A 14,078-nucleotide genomic window follows, 5' to 3' on the forward strand; every position below is an offset into this window, starting at 1 on the left:
AACGAGGATTGCTGTCTGCGCGCCGGACAGATCGGACGTCGCGCAGGTCGAAAGGATCGGGGTCATTCCGCGCCCTCCCCGCCGGCGAACATCGCCAGCGTCCGGGCTTCGGTCAGACGTTCGTGCGGGCCCGCGAAATCGTAGGCGGCCGGGCGCCGGTCGGTGAATATCTCGCGCGTCATGCGCAGGCCGTCGGTATCGTCCAGCAGGCCCAGCGGGATCTCGTGGCATCCCGCGCCGTCGATGCCCGGGGCGGTCACGCGGTAAAACAGGTGCGTGCCGCAGGTGTCGCACCACCCGCGTTCGGCCCAGTCGGACGAGGCGCGGCGGCGGATATGCTCTTCGCCCTGCCACGCGACCTCGGCCGCGGTGACGGCAACAAAGCTCGCTCCGCCCCAGCGCTGGCACATCTTGCAGGAGCAGACGCCGAAATCCGACTCCACCCCGCGGGCGGTAAAGCGGACGTCGCCGCACAGGCACTGGCCGGTTCTGTCGCGCATCTCGGGGCTCCGGGTGGGGCCTTTGCCACGCGAGGGCGGCGAAGGCAGTGGGCGGGATCAGGGCGGCCCGACCTGCGATCGGACCTCGGGCTTGGGGCAGGCGCGCCCCGGTTTCGCAGTGGGGGGCGTCGGACCGGCCTTCGGACGGTTCTTTTCGCGAAGCCGGGGGCACATCCCCCGGGGCGGTCGGCAGGTCCGGCGCGGTGCGACCCGATGATCGGGCCGCGCCGGTCGGGCCGGGCGTCGCCGCGCCCTGGGGCGCGGAACGCGGCCCGGGCTTACTCGGCGGCGATCTCGGCGCTGGCGCCGATGTATTCGGCGATGGCGTCTGCGGCCTCGCGGCCGTCGCGGATCGCCCAGACCACAAGGCTCGCCCCGCGCTGGATGTCACCGCAGGCATAAACGCCCTCGAGACTGGTCGCGTGGCTGCGGAAATCGGCCTTGACCGTCCCCCAGCGCGTGACCTCGAGCCCCTCGACCCCCCAAAGCTTGGGCAGGTCCTCGGGCTCGAACCCCAGCGCCTTGATCACCAGGTCGGCGTCTTCGACGTAGTCCGACCCTTCGATCAGCTCGGGCGTCTGGCGGCCGGTGGCGTCGGGCGCGCCCAGGCGCATGCGCTGGACCATCACGCCCTCGACCGTATCACCGGAGAACCCGCGCGGCGCCGAAAGCCAGACGAACTCGACCCCCTCTTCCTCGGCATTGGCGACCTCGCGCTGCGAGCCCGGCATGTTGGCGCGGTCGCGGCGGTAAAGGCACTTCACGCTGGTTGCGCCCTGCCGGATCGCGGTGCGCACGCAGTCCATCGCGGTGTCGCCGCCGCCGATCACGACCACGCGCTTGCCTTGGGCGTTCAGCTCGCCCGACAGGTAATCCTCGACCTCGTCGCCAAAGCCGACGCGGTTCGACGCGGTCAGGTAGTCGAGCGCGCGCACGATCCCCTCGGCGCCCGACCCGGGCCCGGTCAGATCGCGCCCCTTGTAGACGCCGGTGGCGATCAGCACGGCGTCATGCTTGCCGCGGATCGCGTCGAAGGACAGATCCTCGCCCACGTTGCAGTTCAGCACGAACTCGACGCCGCCATCCTCAAGCTGGGCGACGCGTTTCATCACCACGTCCTTTTCCAGCTTGAACCCGGGGATGCCGTAGGTCATCAGCCCGCCGGCCCGGTCGTGCCGGTCGTAGACGGTGACCTGGAACCCCATCCGCCGCAGCCGGTCCGCAGCGGCCAGCCCGCCCGGCCCCGCGCCGATGATGCCGACGCTTTCGGGACGCTCGGTGCCGGGGCGGATCGGCTGCACCCAGCCTTCGTCCCACGCCGTGTCGTTGATGTATTTCTCGACCGTGCCGATGGTGACGGTGCCGTGGCCCGACTGCTCGATCACGCAGTTGCCCTCGCACAGGCGGTCCTGCGGGCAGATCCGGCCGCAGATCTCGGGGAAGGTATTGGTGGCCTGGCTGACCTCATAGGCTTCGCGCAGGCGCCCCTCGGCAGTCAGGCGCAGCCAGTCGGGGATGTTGTTGTGCAGCGGGCAATGCGATTGGCAATAGGGCACGCCGCACTGGCTGCACCGCCCCGCCTGCTCTGCCGCCTTGGCATCCGCGAACTCACGGTAGATCTCGGCGAAATCCTCGCGCCGTTCGTCCGCGCCCCGCTTTTCGGGCATGTCCCGCGGCACGGTCACGAATTTCAGCATCTTCTGCACAGCCATGGCACGTTCTCCCACTCGTCCCGCGCCCTATAAAACAGGCCGCCCGCCAGTAAAAGGCATAACTGCTGACCTATATGCAATGATTTTTCAGTTTCGCGGAAAATCCCAGCGATTGACGCGACATTTTTAGATCCGTATCGGACCTATATCCCCGCTTCCCTTCGCCGGACCTGCGGTTAAGGGTGGCGCCGAAACCGAGTCGGGGCAGGCGCATCATGACCCTCTTCAACCTCTTGCTGGTCGCCATCGTTCAGGGCGTGACCGAGTTCCTGCCGGTCTCGTCCTCGGGTCACCTAATCCTGCTGCCGCTTCTGACGGGGATGACCGATCAGGGCCTTGCCATCGATGTCGCGGTACATGTCGGCACACTGGGGGCGGTCGTGCTATATTTCTGGCGCGACGTGTCGCTGGGGCTTTCGGGCCTGCCCCGCCTGCTGACCGGGCGCGCCGACACGCCGGGCGCACGGCTGGCGCTCTGCCTTGTCGTCGCGACCATTCCGGTGATGGCGGCGGGCCTGGTCATCAAGCTTCTGGGGCTCGACCTTATGCTGCGCTCACTGGCGGTCATCGGCTGGGCGATGCTGATCTTCGGGATCGTGCTCTGGTGGGCCGACCGCCGCCCCGAACCGCACGAGGCGCGCGATTGGTCGCTGCGCCACGCGGTGATCATGGGACTGTGGCAGGCCCTCGCGCTGATCCCCGGCACGTCACGGTCGGGCATCACGATCTCGGGCGCGCGGGTCCTGGGCTACGGACGCGAGGACGCGGCGCGGCTGTCGATGCTGATGTCGATACCGACGATCCTCGCCTCGGCGACGCTGCTGGGCGCGGACGTGGTGGGCGAGGCGGATGCCGAGCTGTGGCGCAACGCGGCCATCGGCGCCGTCTTCGCCTTTGGCGCGGCGCTTCTGGCGCTGACGCTGATGATGCGGCTTTTGCGGGCGGTCAGCTACACGCCCTACGTGATCTACCGCATCATCCTCGGGATCGTGCTGCTGGCGCTGGCCTATTCCTAGGCCCGGCGCGGCCTAGGACTTGCGCAGGTTCCGGGCGCTGTCCTTGATCGCGGCATACTGGCCCGAGGGACGGAAGCGCCACAGGTAATCCGGCAGCACCGCCTCAAGCGCGGTGGGCGTGATACCCAGGTCGGCCAAGGTCATCACGCCGTCGCCCACTACATTGTCGCGCCGCAGGTTCGCCACCTGGTCCGAGCTGAGCGGTTCGCGGATCAGCCCAAGGCTGACTTTGCGGATCAGCCCGAAGCCGCCCGCCATGATCCGCGCCATCCAGAACGGGATCGGCAGCAGCACGCGCTTGCGCTGCACCACGGTCAGCATGTGCTGCATGAGCTCGCGGAACGTGTTCACGTCGGGGCCGCCCAGTTCGTAGACGCCCGGCCGCGCCTCGCCCAATGCCGCCATCGCCGCCGCATGCGCCACGTCGTCGACATAGACCGGCTGGAACTTCGTGTCGGCGCCGACCAGCGGCACAACGGGGCCACCCCGGGCCATGCCGGCAAAGCGGTTGAAGAACGAATCCTCGGGCCCGAAGACGATCGAGGGCCGCAGGATCACCGCGTCGGGCATGTGCCTGAGCACCGCAGCCTCGCCCGCGGCCTTGGTACGGGCATAGGCACTGGCGCTTTCGCTGTCGGCCCCGATGGCCGAGATCTGGACCAGACGATCGACACCCTCTTCGGACGCGATGCGGGCAATGCGCTCGGCCCCGGCCTCTTGCAGCGCCTCGAAGGTCTGGCGCCCATGTTCGGCAAGGATCCCGACGCAGTTCACCACCGCGTCCGAGCCGGTCATCACCGCGCGGACCGAGTCGTCGTCGCGGATGTTGCAGAACACCGGGGCGACCTGTCCGACCACGCCGTAGGTACGCACGAAGTGGGCATCGTTGGGTTTGCGCACCGCGACACGGACGCGCCAGCCCTGCGCCGCCATGCGTCGCGCAACATGCCGGCCGATAAAACCCGACCCGCCATAGATGGTGACAAGCTTCGCCATGATGGACCTTTCGCCGGATTTCGCCTGATCGGGGTCTTACCACGACCGAAAGGGCAGACAAGGCCGCAGATAGGCGCCGTAGCGGAAACCTGACGATTTCCGCGTTGACACCTCACCGCGAGATGCGTAATTCACCGCCTCACGCACACCGGCCCAGGTGGCGGAATTGGTAGACGCGCTGGCTTCAGGTGCCAGTGACCGCAAGGTCGTGGAGGTTCGAGTCCTCTCCTGGGCACCATTTGCAACCCCGCCTACCAACGGGGTTCACGCTTCCCTCCCTTAATTTCGGAAACAGCCTTTCCAAGGGCGAACCCCGCTGGCCCCATCGCGCAGGCCCCGCGGTATACGGCCCGTGCTGGCTAGGCCGGTCGACAGGCCCGTGCGCCACCCGGGATTTATTTTGAGACGGTGCCGGTGCGCCCCCGCGATCCGCGACGCCAAGGGCCGCCCGAACGCCCGAGCCGTCAGACGCCATCAATTTTGGGATCGACAGTCTTCGGGCCGCGCACCATTCTGTGATCCATGCCAGACGACCAACGCGCCGCGTCCAACAGCTTTTCCGATATCGGTGCGCGCCTGCGTGCGCACCGGATGGGGCGCGGCCTGTCGCCGGGAACGCTGGCCGACCGCCTGGGGATCTCGCGCGCCGCGCTCTACCGCGCGGAAAAGGGCGAAATCGCCAAGATCGACATGCTGACCGCGATTTCGGCCGAACTCGGCGTGTCGCTGCCCACGCTTCTGGGGGTGGGCACCGAGTACATTCCCACGGCCAGCGGCTTTTTCGAACGGATGCGCCAGCTCGAGGAAGGCTGCGACCAGATCATCGGCGTGTTCTCCCCCGTCTCTTACCTGCTGACCTCGGACCGCTACGACACGATCCTGGCCGAGGTGCTGCACGAATCCCTGCCCGAAGACGCCCCGGAAGGCCGCGACCGGATCGCGCAGATCCTGACCATCCTGCGGCGACGCAAGGATGGGTTCCGCCGCCACCGCCCCCTCATCGCCTCGATCATCTCGAGCCCGGATCTCGAGCGGTTCCTTCAGGTCGGCATGACCGGACGCAACGACCTGGACGCCGCCACCCTGGCGCAGCGCCGCCGCGCCGCGCTTGAGGAGACGCGCTATATCGTGTCGCTGCTGCGCGACCAGCCGATCGGCCAGCAACTGGGCGTCGCGTGCGAACCGATGCCGGCGACCTCGTTCCAGATCATGCGCAGCCCGGCGGGCTCTGCGCTGACGATCAGCCCCTTCCGGCTGGGGCAACAGCCTAATATCGGCATCGGCGTCGGCATGGTCACCCGCGCGCCCGAGGCGCTGGAGCTGCACGAAGGCATCTCGCGCCGCCTGTGGACGACCGCGCTCAAGGGAGGCGAGGCGGCCGCCCATGTGGAAACGCTGATAGACCGCTTCGGAGTGCCCGAAGAATAAGCACCCGCAGGCGCACCGTCTCAAAAATTAGATTTTTGTCTTGACCTGGTGAGGCCGCGGCGAAATCATTCGGGGTAACACAGCCGGGCGCGGACTGCGCCGGCCCCTTTTCCCCTTCTGAACGAGCGTCACCTGCCGATGACCCCGAAAGTCCACGAAGCCCTTGTCGAGGTCGTGTCGAACGACGCCGCGAATGCCGACTACCGGTTGCTGCACCTCGCCGCGCCGGACCACATCCTTGATTGCAAGCCGGGCCAGTTCTTCCAGATCCTCTGCCCCGAAACCGGGGCCGAACGTCCGTTCCTGCGTCGCCCCATGTCGATCTACGGCTGGGACCGGGCGCAGGGGCGGCTGTCGTTTCTCTACAAGGTCTCGGGCGCTGGCACCCGGGCGCTGGCCGGGCTGCGCCCGGGGGACCGGATCGACGTGCTGGGCCCGCTGGGCCGTGGCTTCACCCTTGCGCCCGACTGGCGACGGCTTCTGGTGCTGGCGCGGGGCGTGGGCCTTGCCACGCTGGCCCCCCTGGCGGCCGAGGCGCAGCGCCGCGGCCTTGCGCTAACCGCCATCTGCTCGGCCCGCACGCCCGAGCTTGCGCTGTCGCTCGACCGGTTCCGCGCGCACGGGGCCGAGGTGAGGCTGGTGACCGACAGCGATGGCACCTCGGACCCCGCGCGCGTGCGCGCGCTGATCGAGGACGAGATCGCGGGCCCCGGCGTCGACGCGGTCTTCACCTGCGGGTCACGCCGCCTGACGTCGCTGTTGCAGGAGATCGCGGCGCGGCACGGCCTTCCTGGCCAGATCGCGATGGAGCAGCAGATGGCCTGCGGGCTGGGCATGTGCCAGTGCTGCGTGCGCCCCTTCCGCCGCGACGGGCGCATCGTGCACGACCGCGTCTGCCGCGAAGGCCCCGTCTTTCCGCTGGCCGAGGCGATCCCCGAGGCAGCGGCATGACCGACCTGACCACCCGCATCGGCAGCCTGACGCTGGCCAACCCGATCATGCCCGCCTCGGGCACGTTCTCGGCCGAACTGGGCGAGGTCTTCGACCTCTCCTGTCTGGGCGCGCTGGTCACCAAGACGGTGACCGAGGCCCGCCGCGGCGGCAACCCCACCCCGCGCGTTTGCGAGATCGAGGGCGGGATGCTCAATTCGATCGGCATCCCCAGCAAGGGGATCGACGCCTTCCTGCGCGATCAGGTCCCGCTGTGGCGCGACGTGGGCGCGCCGCTTGTCGTGTCGATCTCGGCCGACACGGCCGAGGATTTCGCCCGCGCCGCCGAAAAGATGACGGTGCCCGGCGTCGCCGCGATCGAGGCCAATATCTCCTGCCCCAATATCGAGGCGGACGGCCACGCCTTCGCGATGCTGCCCGACACCACCTTCGAGGCCATCGCACGCATCCGCGCGGCCACCCACCTGCCGCTCTGGGCCAAGCTCAGCCCCAATACCGGCGTCCTGCGCGAGGTCGCGCGCGCGGCCGAGGCCGCAGGCGCCGATGCGCTGGTGACCACCAACACCGCGCTGGGGCTTGCCATCGACGTGCGGACGCGTCGGCCGAAGCTCGGCAACGTGACGGGCGGTATCTCGGGACCCGCGCTGAAGCCGCTGGCCCTGCGGATGACGTGGCAGGCGGCCTCGTCCGTGGCGATCCCGGTGATCGGCTGCGGCGGGATCGCCACCCGCGACGACGTGCTCGAGTTCCTGATCGCGGGGGCGAGCGCGGTGCAGGTCGGCACGGCCACCTTCCGCAGCCCGGCGCTGATGCCCCGCCTGATCCGGGAGATCGAGGAATGGTGCGACGCGCAGGGCGTCGCCCGCCTGGCCGACCTGGTGGGCAGCCTGGCGCCGGCCGATCCCGCCCCCCACGACCTTGTACCGGAGCCGCAGTCATGACCGATCTGCCCCGTCTCGACGACCATGCCCTGGCCGCGCGGCTGCTGGACGAGGTCGCCGCGATGTCCCCCGACACCGCGGGCGTGTCGCGCCCCGCCTTCTCGGCCCTGGAAACCCGGGTGCTGGACCACTTGTCGGCGGCGGCCCGCGGCCTGGGACTGGCGGTCGACACCGATGCGGGCGGCAACCGCGTCTTCCGCCTGCCGGGCGACTCCACCCCCGGCGCGCGGCACATCCTGATCGGCAGCCATGTCGACAGCGTTCCGCAGGGCGGCAACTTCGACGGGTTGGCGGGCGTGGTCGCGGGGCTCCTGGTACTGGCCCGGTTGCGCCGGTCGAGCCAGCGCCCGCCCCTGCCGGTCCGCGTCATCGCGATGCGGGGCGAGGAAAGCGCGTGGTTCGGGCCCTGCTACATCGCCTCGAAGCTCTTGACGGGTGCGATCACCGCGGACGAGCTGGGTTCGACCCACCGGGGCGACGGGCGGCCGCTGTCCGCGCACATTGCCGAATGCGGCATCGCCGGCGCCGCGCCCGGGCGGGCGCTGGCCGACCTGTCGAACGTGGCCACCTATCTTGAACTGCATATCGAGCAGGGCCCGCTGCTGGTCGAAAAGGGGATCCCCGCCGCGACGGTCACCGGCATTCGCGGCAATTTCCGCCACCGCGCAGCCCGCTGCCTGGGCGAGGCGGGGCACTCCGGCGCCGTGCCCCGGGCCTATCGCCACGACCCGGTGATGGGCTTTGCCGAACTGATGCACCGGCTGGACGAAACCTGGGACCAGACCCTGCAGCGCGGCGGCGATCTGGTGCTGACCTGCGGCATCCTCGGCACCGATCCCGACCGGCACGCCATCGCGCGGATCCCGGGCGAGCTGACATTCTCGCTCGACATCCGCAGCCAGAGCGCCGACACCCTTGTGGCCATGAAAGAGCTGCTGCACCGCGACATCTCCGAGATCGAGGCCGCCCGCGGCCTGCGGTTCGACCTGGGCCCCGAGATCCCCGCCGCGCCGGCGATGATGGATCCCGACGTCGTGATGGGGCTGGAATCCGCGATGGCGCGCGCCGGGCAGGATCCGTTCCTGATGCCCTCGGGCGGCGGCCATGACGCGGCGGTCTTCGCCCAGGCGGGCATTCCCGCGGGCATGGTCTTCGTGCGCAACCGCAACGGATCGCACAACCCCGACGAGGCGATGGAGGTCGCGGACCTGATCGCCGGGACCGACATCCTAAGCCACTACGTGACGGACCCCGCGCGATGAGCGGCGCCGTCCCCCCCGAGCCGCTGCGCCGCGCCACCGCCCGGGCGCTGATCGACGTCGGCGCGATCGAGATGCAGATCGACCGCCCCTTCCTGATGAGCAGCGGGCTGGCCGCGCCGGTCTTCGTCGATTGCCGTCGCCTGATCTCGCATCCTTCCGCGCGGCAGGTGGTGATCGAGGGGCTGGCCGAGACGCTGGCGCGGCGGACCCGCGACATCGAAAGCGTCGCGGGCGGCGAAACCGCGGGCATCCCCTTTGCCGCCTGGGTCGCCCAGACCGCGGGACTGCCCATGCACTACGTCCGCAAGCGTCCGCGCGGGCTCGGCCCCCATGCGCAGGTCGAGGGCCGGGTGCGCCCGGGCCAGCGCGTCGCGCTGATCGAGGACATGACCGTCGACGGCTCGTCCAAGCTGCGCTTTGCCGAGGCGCTGCGCCGTGCAGGCGCCGAGGTGACGGATGCGCTGGTGATCTTCCTTTACGATGCGCTGCCCGGCGCGGCGGATGCTCTGGCCGACAAGGGGCTGCGCCTGCATCACCTGGCTTCGTGGCAGGACGTCATCGCCGTGGCCGAAGAGGATGGCAGCTTTCCCGCCGCCGCGCTCGCGACGCTTAAGGAATTTCTTGCCGACCCCGCGGCATGGTCGGGGGCCAACGGCGGCTCGCCCGCGCCGCGCCACCCGCTGACCATCGGGTCGGCCAAACCGGAGAGAGACTGATGTTCGATTTCGTGCTGACCGCGCTTGAGGAAGAGGGCAAGGGCCTGCGGGCCTACCAGATCATCGTCGCCCGGGCGACGCGGATGATCGAAAGCGACCCCGACCGCGCCGCACCGCTGCTGCTGATCGCGCAGATGGCCGAGGATTTCGTCGACGCCCACGAACGCATGCCGCTGACGACGGCGACCGTGCAGGCGATGAACACCGAGACCCAGGACATGGTCGCGCGCCTGAACGCCGCGTGGGGCGGAGATGACGCGGCCGCCAAGCTGGCCGCGCTGACCGACACCGCCCGGGCCATCGCCGAGATGCGCCGCGACCGCAACGGCTGAAACGCCGCCGCGCGATCGGACCATCTCTGGCAGCTTCGGCCGTCCCTGCCCGTCCCGCGCGGATTTGCCGGGCCGCTTTCGCCGTCCGCCCCGCCAATCGCGGCCATGCCTTCGGACGCCCGGCCTTTCGCGATGGCCCGGCGCCCGACCGATCGACAAGAGGCGCGGCCCTCGCCCCTTCCCCCGCAGCCACTTCGGGGGGGCCACCTTGGGGGCCAACCTTCCCGACGGGGCGGACGGGCTCAGCCCGCTCCGGTGCCTGCGACCGGCCTGAGAAACGCGGCCCGGTCCTCGGACACCGCCGCATCCAGGAAATCGAGGCAGGCGCGCACCCTGCGGCTGCCGCGCAGATCCTCGTGCCAGACCGCCCAGTAGCTGCGCACCGCGCGCAGTTCGGGCAGCACCGGCACCAGCCCGTCCTGCCCCCGCGCCATGAAGTCGTGCAGCGCGCCGATGCCCGCGCCGGCCCGGACCGCCTCGAGCTGGCCGATGGCGGTCGACACCTCGACGCAGGACCGCCAGCCCTGCCAGAACTCTTCGGCGTAGCGCAGGCCCGGCGTGTGGACGAGGTCGTCGACATAGCCCACCAGGTCGTGGTCCGCGAGCGTCGCGGCCCTGTCGGGGTGCCCGCGCGCCGCCAGGTACCCTGGCGCGGCGTAAAGCCCCAGCGAATAATCGGTCAGCTTTCGGGTGCGCAGACGCCCCCGTTCGGGGCGCCCCACGGTGACGGCAACGTCGGCTTCGCGTTGCGACAGGGAAAAGTTGCGCGGCAGCGGCACCAGTTGCACCCGCAGGCCGGGATGCGCCGCGCGCAACCGCCCCAGCCGCGGGGCGAGGAACGCGCCGCCCAGCCCGTCCGGCGCCCCCAGCCGCAGCGTGCCCGCCACCGCCTCGCCCGGATGGCCCAACTGCGCCACACCGGCCAGCGCCGCGGATTCCATGCGTTCGGCCGTTGCCAGAAAGGCCTGCCCCGCCTCGGTCAGGGGCGACCCGCGTGGCGTGCGCTCGACCAGCCGGTCGCCCAGCGCCGCTTCGAGCGTCGCCAGACGCCGCGACAGGGTCGCCTGGCTGACACCAAGCCGCCGCGCCGCGCCCAGCATCTGCCCCGCCCGCGCAATGGCGAGGAAATAGCGCGCATCGTCCCAGTTCATGCCGCCCTCCTGTTCCACCCGACCGCAGGCCTTATCCCGATCCCCGAATCTGCATAACGGCTCTCCGTATCCAGACCTTCCTATACGCAAATGGATGATCCAGACAGGGCGGGACTGCATCGGAGGACAGCATGACCGACATCGCGCATTACATCGGCGGCCAGAGCGTGGCCGGCACCTCGGGCCGGACCGGGCCCGTCTTCAACCCCGCCACGGGCGAGGAATCGGGCGCGGTCGCTCTGGCCTCGGCGGACGAGGTCGACGCCGCGGTCGCCGCCGCGCACGCCGCATGGCCTGCATGGTCGGCCACGCCGCCCCTGCGCCGGGCGCGCGTGCTCGACCGGTTCAAGTCGATCCTGTGGGATCGCGCGGACCAGTTGGCCGAGGCGATTTCGGCCGAACATGGCAAGACCCACGACGACGCCCTGGGCGAGGTGACGCGCGGGCTCGAGGTCGTCGAGTTCGCAACCTCGGCACCGAGTTTCCTGAAGGGCGAGTTTTCCGAGAACGTGGGCGGCGGCGTCGACAGCCACATGATCCGGCAAAGCCTGGGCGTCGTGGCGGGAATCACGCCGTTCAACTTTCCCGCCATGGTGCCGATGTGGATGTTCCCGGTGGCGCTGGCCTGCGGCAACACCTTCGTGCTGAAACCGTCCGAGCGCGATCCCTCGGCCGCGTTGCTGATCGCCGCCTGGCTGACCGAGGCCGGCCTGCCCAACGGCGTCTTCAACGTCGTGCAGGGCGACAAGGCCGCGGTCGACGCCCTGCTCGCACATCCCGACGTCCGCGCGATCAGCTTCGTGGGCTCGACCCCGATCGCGCGGCAGATCCACAGCACCGGCACGGCCAACGGCAAGCGGGTGCAGGCGCTGGGCGGGGCCAAGAACCACATGGTGATCATGCCCGACGCCGATCTCGACATGGCGGCGAACGCGCTGATAGGGGCCGCCTTCGGCTCGGCCGGAGAACGCTGCATGGCGGTGTCGGTCGCGGTGCCTGTAACCGATGCGGTAGCCGATGCGCTGGTCGAAAAGCTCGTGCCGAAGATCGAGGCGCTGAAGATCGGCCCGGCCTCGGACCGCGCCACGGACATGGGGCCGCTGATCAGCCGTGCAGCGCTCGACCGGGTGCGCGGGTATCTCGACGGTGCCGAGGCTCAGGGCGCCAGTCTGGCGGTCGACGGACGCGACTTCACCGCCCCGCAGGGGTTCGAGGGCGGCTATTTCATCGGCGGCAGCCTTGTCGACCATGTCACCCCCGACATGACCCTGTGGCAGGACGAGATCTTCGGCCCGGTCCTGTCGATGGTGCGGCGCGACAGCTACCAGGAGGCCGTCGACCTGATCCACGCGCATCCCTATGCCAACGGCACGGCGATCTTCACCCGCGACGGCGACGCGGCGCGCCGCTTCAGCCAGGATATCGAGGTCGGCATGGTGGGCATCAACGTGCCCATCCCGGTGCCAATGGCGTTCCACAGCTTCGGCGGGTGGAAGGCGTCGATCTTCGGCGACCACCACATGCACGGGATGGAGGGCGTCCGTTTCTACACCCGGGTCAAGACCACGACGACGCGTTGGCCCACCGGCATGGTCGACCCGCAGTTCACCATGCCGACGCTGGGCTGACACGCGCGGCCCCCTTGGGCCCTGCCTCAGCCCCCGGGCTGGGGCAGCAACCCAATCGGCGCGCCCCCGCCCGATGCGACGTCACCGGGGGCAAAATCGTCGGGGGCGAAATCGGCGGGCGGGCGGTCCAGCAGCGTGGGCGCGCGCTTGAACTCGAACACCGTCTCGTCGTCGTCGAGATGGGTGGCGACGATCAGGCAGGGCCCGACACGCCGGTCGCCGTCATAAAGGTCGGCCAGGCCGCGCAGGCGCGACAGCCCGCCGCCGGAAATGGCGAAGCCCCGCGCCCAGTAGCGCGACAGCGGATAGCTTTGCACGCCGGCGTCGCCCTGCACCTCGATGCGCATCTGCGCGGTGCGGCCCCGGGCCATCCGGCGCGCGGCATCCAGTCCTTCGAGGACGTGATCAGGCAGGATCTCCGACATGACTCTCTCCCTTGTCTCCCACCCTCTAGGATGGCCGGAATCCGCGCCCGGTCAAGTACAGCGAGACAATTGTCACGAAACAGTCTTCTGCCAGCAGGGTCAGGGCGATTTTCATCCGATCTCAACCTCTTGCAAGGCATTCACCCCGGGGCTCGCACCGTCATGCACACTGCGATTCGAAGCGCCGCGCGGCGGCCCGTCCCGCAGGCCCTGCCGCCCTCAGCCCGCCCGCTTTCCGGGCCGCAGCAGGTGCGGCCGCGCGGCATCGTAAAGGGCCGAGTCGGCGAACCCCGCCTGCGGTCCCATCGCCGGCCCGACAAGGATCAGAGCCGTTCGCGTGACCTTCGCCGCCCGCACCTTTTCGCGGATATCCGACAGCGTGCCGCGGATCAGCATCTGGTCGGGCCATCCCACCCGCACCGCGACCGCCACCGGGCAGTCGGCGCCGTAGTGCGGGATCAGCTGCCGCTCGATCTCGCGCAGCGCCCGCACGCCCAGATGGATCGCCAGCGTCGCGCCCGACCGGGCGAAGGTCTCCAGAGTCTCGCCCGCCGGCATCGAGGTCGATTTCATCGACATCCGCGTCAGCACGACGGACTGCGCGATCTCGGGCACCGTCAGCTCCTGCCCCAGGGCAGCGGCGGCCGCGGCATAGGCGGGAACCCCCGGCACGATCTCGAAGGGGATGCCATCGGCCTGCAACCGCCGGATCTGCTCGGCGATGGCGCCGTAAAGCGACGGGTCCCCCGAATGCACCCGCGCCACGTCTTCGCCCCGGGCCCGTGCGGCCAGGATCTCGGCATGCGTCTCATCCAGCGTCATAGGCGCGGTATCCAGCACCCGCGCCCCCACGGGCGCCCCGGCTACGACCTCTGCCGGCACCAGCGACCCGGCATAAAGACAGACCGGACAGGCCGCGATCACGCGCTGCGCCTTCAGGGTCAGCAGTTCCGGATCCCCCGGCCCCGCCCCCACGAACCAAACCTTCATGCACACCCCCAGGGGATCGCGACGCTCGAT

At 69.9% G+C, this 14,078-nt stretch carries 14 protein-coding genes and 1 tRNA gene; 9 read left to right on the forward strand and 6 right to left on the reverse strand.

Annotation, left to right across the window (positions count from 1 at the left end; translation table 11 throughout):
* Positions 1 to 62 precede the first annotated feature (62 nt).
* Positions 63 to 500 (reverse strand): GFA family protein, encoded by a 438-nt coding sequence (locus EKE94_RS12555; RefSeq protein ID WP_235856013.1) that lies wholly within the window; start codon positions 498 to 500, stop codon positions 63 to 65.
* Positions 501 to 778: 278 nt separating this feature from the next.
* Positions 779 to 2,212, reverse strand: a complete 1,434-nt coding sequence (locus EKE94_RS12565) for an NAD(P)-dependent oxidoreductase (RefSeq protein WP_127906983.1) — start codon at positions 2,210 to 2,212, stop codon at positions 779 to 781.
* A 215-nt stretch (positions 2,213 to 2,427) separates the two neighbouring features.
* Here EKE94_RS12565 and EKE94_RS12570 point away from each other — a divergent pair, with 215 nt between their 5' ends.
* A complete protein-coding gene (locus tag EKE94_RS12570) occupies positions 2,428 to 3,228 on the forward strand; it encodes an undecaprenyl-diphosphate phosphatase (protein WP_127906984.1) in 801 nt (266 codons plus the stop codon).
* Positions 3,229 to 3,240: 12 nt separating this feature from the next.
* Here the strand turns inward: EKE94_RS12570 and EKE94_RS12575 are convergent, their stop codons facing one another.
* Positions 3,241 to 4,224: a complex I NDUFA9 subunit family protein gene (locus EKE94_RS12575; protein WP_127906985.1), complete on the reverse strand. Its 984-nt coding sequence runs from the start codon at positions 4,222 to 4,224 to the stop codon at positions 3,241 to 3,243.
* 151 nt (positions 4,225 to 4,375) lie between these two features.
* Here EKE94_RS12575 and EKE94_RS12580 point away from each other — a divergent pair.
* The 7 genes from EKE94_RS12580 to EKE94_RS12610 all read left to right on the forward strand — a co-directional run bounded on the left by EKE94_RS12580 (position 4,376) and on the right by EKE94_RS12610 (position 9,854).
* Positions 4,376 to 4,462, forward strand: a tRNA-Leu gene (locus EKE94_RS12580).
* 284 nt (positions 4,463 to 4,746) lie between these two features.
* A complete protein-coding gene (locus EKE94_RS12585; protein WP_127906986.1) occupies positions 4,747 to 5,652 on the forward strand; it encodes a helix-turn-helix domain-containing protein in 906 nt (301 codons plus the stop codon).
* A 138-nt stretch (positions 5,653 to 5,790) separates the two neighbouring features.
* Positions 5,791 to 6,603, forward strand: a complete 813-nt coding sequence (locus tag EKE94_RS12590) for a dihydroorotate dehydrogenase electron transfer subunit (RefSeq protein ID WP_127906987.1) — start codon at positions 5,791 to 5,793, stop codon at positions 6,601 to 6,603.
* The gene (locus EKE94_RS12595) at positions 6,600 to 7,544 is read left to right on the forward strand and encodes a dihydroorotate dehydrogenase (protein ID WP_127906988.1); all 945 of its coding nucleotides are present in this window, start codon (positions 6,600 to 6,602) and stop codon (positions 7,542 to 7,544) included. The genes EKE94_RS12590 and EKE94_RS12595 overlap by 4 nt, the downstream gene beginning before the upstream one ends.
* Positions 7,541 to 8,806, forward strand: coding sequence for a Zn-dependent hydrolase (locus tag EKE94_RS12600; protein WP_127906989.1), 1,266 nt, complete (start codon positions 7,541 to 7,543; stop codon positions 8,804 to 8,806). Before EKE94_RS12595 ends, EKE94_RS12600 begins: the two co-directional genes overlap by 4 nt.
* Entirely contained in the window at positions 8,803 to 9,522 is a 720-nt protein-coding gene (locus tag EKE94_RS12605) for an orotate phosphoribosyltransferase (protein ID WP_127906990.1), read from the forward strand. The genes EKE94_RS12600 and EKE94_RS12605 overlap by 4 nt, the downstream gene beginning before the upstream one ends.
* Positions 9,522 to 9,854 (forward strand): hypothetical protein, encoded by a 333-nt coding sequence (locus tag EKE94_RS12610; protein ID WP_127906991.1) that lies wholly within the window; start codon positions 9,522 to 9,524, stop codon positions 9,852 to 9,854. The genes EKE94_RS12605 and EKE94_RS12610 overlap by 1 nt, the downstream gene beginning before the upstream one ends.
* A 242-nt stretch (positions 9,855 to 10,096) precedes the next feature.
* On the opposite strand, the gene EKE94_RS12615 is transcribed toward EKE94_RS12610, so the two are convergent.
* Entirely contained in the window at positions 10,097 to 11,005 is a 909-nt protein-coding gene (locus EKE94_RS12615; protein ID WP_127906992.1) for a LysR family transcriptional regulator, read from the reverse strand.
* 131 nt (positions 11,006 to 11,136) lie between these two features.
* Between EKE94_RS12615 and EKE94_RS12620 the strand changes: the two genes are divergently transcribed.
* Positions 11,137 to 12,633: a CoA-acylating methylmalonate-semialdehyde dehydrogenase gene (locus tag EKE94_RS12620; RefSeq protein ID WP_127906993.1), complete on the forward strand. Its 1,497-nt coding sequence runs from the start codon at positions 11,137 to 11,139 to the stop codon at positions 12,631 to 12,633.
* 26 nt (positions 12,634 to 12,659) lie between these two features.
* Here the strand turns inward: EKE94_RS12620 and EKE94_RS12625 are convergent, their stop codons facing one another.
* Both EKE94_RS12625 and cobM read right to left on the reverse strand, forming a co-directional pair.
* A complete protein-coding gene (locus EKE94_RS12625) occupies positions 12,660 to 13,058 on the reverse strand; it encodes a hypothetical protein (RefSeq protein ID WP_127906994.1) in 399 nt (132 codons plus the stop codon).
* 219 nt (positions 13,059 to 13,277) lie between these two features.
* Positions 13,278 to 14,048, reverse strand: a complete 771-nt coding sequence (gene cobM / locus EKE94_RS12630; RefSeq protein WP_127907251.1) for a precorrin-4 C(11)-methyltransferase — start codon at positions 14,046 to 14,048, stop codon at positions 13,278 to 13,280.
* Positions 14,049 to 14,078 lie beyond the last annotated feature (30 nt).

Source organism: Mesobaculum littorinae, from assembly GCF_004011175.1.
GTDB lineage: Bacteria > Pseudomonadota > Alphaproteobacteria > Rhodobacterales > Rhodobacteraceae > Tranquillimonas > Tranquillimonas littorinae.

Excerpts from the sequence above, each read along its gene's own strand:
- EKE94_RS12610 (WP_127906991.1), top strand. The coding sequence starts at position 9,522 with ATGTTCGATTTCGTGCTGACCGCGCTTGAGGAAGAGGGCAAGGGCCTG.
- EKE94_RS12615 (WP_127906992.1), bottom strand. The coding sequence starts at position 11,005 with ATGAACTGGGACGATGCGCGCTATTTCCTCGCCATTGCGCGGGCGGGG.
- cobM (WP_127907251.1), bottom strand. The coding sequence starts at position 14,048 with ATGAAGGTTTGGTTCGTGGGGGCGGGGCCGGGGGATCCGGAACTGCTG.
- EKE94_RS12585 (WP_127906986.1), top strand. The coding sequence starts at position 4,747 with ATGCCAGACGACCAACGCGCCGCGTCCAACAGCTTTTCCGATATCGGT.
- EKE94_RS12620 (WP_127906993.1), top strand. The coding sequence starts at position 11,137 with ATGACCGACATCGCGCATTACATCGGCGGCCAGAGCGTGGCCGGCACC.
- EKE94_RS12595 (WP_127906988.1), top strand. The coding sequence starts at position 6,600 with ATGACCGACCTGACCACCCGCATCGGCAGCCTGACGCTGGCCAACCCG.
- EKE94_RS12590 (WP_127906987.1), top strand. The coding sequence starts at position 5,791 with ATGACCCCGAAAGTCCACGAAGCCCTTGTCGAGGTCGTGTCGAACGAC.
- EKE94_RS12570 (WP_127906984.1), top strand. The coding sequence starts at position 2,428 with ATGACCCTCTTCAACCTCTTGCTGGTCGCCATCGTTCAGGGCGTGACC.
- EKE94_RS12575 (WP_127906985.1), bottom strand. The coding sequence starts at position 4,224 with ATGGCGAAGCTTGTCACCATCTATGGCGGGTCGGGTTTTATCGGCCGG.
- EKE94_RS12605 (WP_127906990.1), top strand. The coding sequence starts at position 8,803 with ATGAGCGGCGCCGTCCCCCCCGAGCCGCTGCGCCGCGCCACCGCCCGG.
- EKE94_RS12565 (WP_127906983.1), bottom strand. The coding sequence starts at position 2,212 with ATGGCTGTGCAGAAGATGCTGAAATTCGTGACCGTGCCGCGGGACATG.
- EKE94_RS12555 (WP_235856013.1), bottom strand. The coding sequence starts at position 500 with ATGCGCGACAGAACCGGCCAGTGCCTGTGCGGCGACGTCCGCTTTACC.
- EKE94_RS12625 (WP_127906994.1), bottom strand. The coding sequence starts at position 13,058 with ATGTCGGAGATCCTGCCTGATCACGTCCTCGAAGGACTGGATGCCGCG.
- EKE94_RS12600 (WP_127906989.1), top strand. The coding sequence starts at position 7,541 with ATGACCGATCTGCCCCGTCTCGACGACCATGCCCTGGCCGCGCGGCTG.